2 protein-coding genes are annotated in these 2,074 nt (G+C 72.2%); both read left to right on the top strand.

Annotated features, from left to right (window positions below; all coding sequences use genetic code 11):
- The first annotated feature begins 106 nt into the window (after positions 1–106).
- Complete coding sequence (locus ACF1FZ_RS35040; protein ID WP_391777408.1) at positions 107–946, top strand: N-acetylmuramoyl-L-alanine amidase; 840 nt, start codon at positions 107–109, stop codon at positions 944–946.
- A gap of 186 nt (positions 947–1,132) precedes the next feature.
- Positions 1,133–1,948, top strand: coding sequence for a hypothetical protein (locus ACF1FZ_RS35035; protein ID WP_391777407.1), 816 nt, complete (start codon positions 1,133–1,135; stop codon positions 1,946–1,948).
- Positions 1,949–2,074 lie beyond the last annotated feature (126 nt).

Here is a 2,074-nt window from a genome sequence, read left to right as displayed (position 1 = left end):
CGGGTGAGTTCCGCCCCTGTAAAACCTGGGCTCGGGCTCACCCCCCCCCCCCCCCCCCCGGGGGGGGCGCGGGCCCGGGGGGGGGGGCCGGGCCCCCCCCGCGGCGGTGCTGGCCGGCCTGTGCCTGAGCGTTACGGGCTGCGCGGGCGACGGCGGGCCGGGGCCCGGCGCCGGGCCCCGGCCCGCACCCCGCGCGGCCTCGTCCTCACCGCCCGCCGCCCCTGCGGTGAGCCCGTCCGCCGGGGCCGCATCCGCGAACCCCCTGCCCCGGGGCCCGCTTTCGGGCCGCACCGTGGTGATCGACCCGGGACACAATCCGGGTAACCGTGACCACACCCGGGAGATCAACAGCCAGGTGGACATCGGCACGGGACACAAGGAGTGCGACACCACGGGCACGGCCACCGGCTCGGGTTACGCCGAAGCCCGCTTCACCCTCGATGTGTCCCGCCGGCTGCGCACCCTGCTGGAGGCGCAGGGCGCGAAGGTCGTCCTCACCCAGGACGGCGACCGCGCCTTCGGCCCGTGCGTCGACGAGCGGGCGCGGATCGGCAACGAGGAGCGGGCCGACGCGGTCGTCTCGGTGCACGCGGACGGTTCCGCGACCGGGAACCGGGGATTCCACGTCATTCTCCCCGCAGCGGTGGACGGAGGCGGAGCGGACACCGCGAAGATCGTGCCCCCTTCGCGTGAACTGGGCGAGCGGATTGCCGGGAATTTTCTGCGTGTTACCGGAAGCGCCCCTTCCAATTACATCGGCGGCGGCACCGGGCTGGACACCCGTGACGATCTCGGCGGCCTGAATCTGTCGGCCGTGCCCAAAGTCTTCATCGAATGCGGCAACATGCGTGATCCCTCGGACGCCGCCCTGCTCATCAGCGCGGACTGGCGCCAGAAGGCGGCTCTCGGGATCGCCGACGGCATCAGCAGCTATCTGAGGAGGTAGTCCTGCGGTGACGGTGACGGCATCGGGGAGACAGCCGGTCCGAGGTCCGGGCAGCACCACGACCCGCCCGGGCAGACGATAGATTCATCCGTACGATGGGGGACCGCCCCCGAGCTCCGCGCCGTACCCGCCGTTCAGGCGGCATCGACGACCGCCCCGACGAGACGACCGACTAAGGACCTTCACGTGAATATCCGCTCCCTCACTCGAGGCGACGGCGTGGTGATCGGAGCAGCGGTCGTGCTGTTCATCGCCTCCTTCCTCGACCTCTCCGGCTACGAGTGCCCCTCGGGCGTGGACTGCTCGGGCTACAGTGCGAACGCCTGGGACTCGCTGTCCGTCCTGATGGGCATCTACCTGGCCGGCATCATCGGCGCCGCACTGCTGATCGTCAGCCGTGCGCTGCCGGGCCGCAAGGTCGCCGGTTTCGAACTCGGCCAGTTCGGCGCCGCGTTCACCGTGTACTCCCTGTGGACCATGTTCTGGACGATCATCGACGCCGGTGACGCCGGCGCCGGCCTCATCCTCGGACTGCTCGCGGCCCTCGTGCTGGCCGCCGGCGCCGTGGCCACTCCGCTGGTTCCCGCCCTCAAGGCCCCGCTCCTGGGTGCGCCGCGCCCTGCGCAGGTGCAGCCCGCCTACGGTCAGCAGCCCAGCCAGGGTTACGGCTACCCCGGTGGCCAGCAGTTCGGCGCCCAGCCCGGTCAGCCCCAGCCGTACGGTGCCCAGTCCGGGCAGCCCGGTCCCGGTGGTCAGCCGGAGCAGCACCAGCAGGCCCCGCAGGGTGGTGGGGCGCCGGCCGGTGACTTCTCCCCCTTCTGGTTCGCGGTGCCGGTGGCCCGCCCGCTGTACGGCGAGGACGGCTCCCCCAACCCGATCGCCGAACTCGCGCCCGGTACGTGGTACCTGGCGGTCGAACAGCACGGCCCCGGGCTCATCGCCCAGACGCAGGACGGCCGTCGTGGCGTCCTCCAGGACACCACGGGCATCCAGCGCGGCTGAGCCCGCGCACGCCCAGCGGCCCCCGCCCGGAAGCTTGGGTTCTAACGGTCCTCGCAACACCCGCGATCTGTGGGAGTTGCGAGGACCGTGGTCGTTGGACGCGATGACGTTGCGAGGCTGAGGGAG

The organism is Streptomyces sp. NPDC014623, from assembly GCF_043088245.1.
In the GTDB taxonomy this organism is placed as follows: Bacteria; Actinomycetota; Actinomycetes; order Streptomycetales; family Streptomycetaceae; genus Streptomyces.
This window is presented reverse-complemented; position numbering and strand designations above follow the sequence as displayed.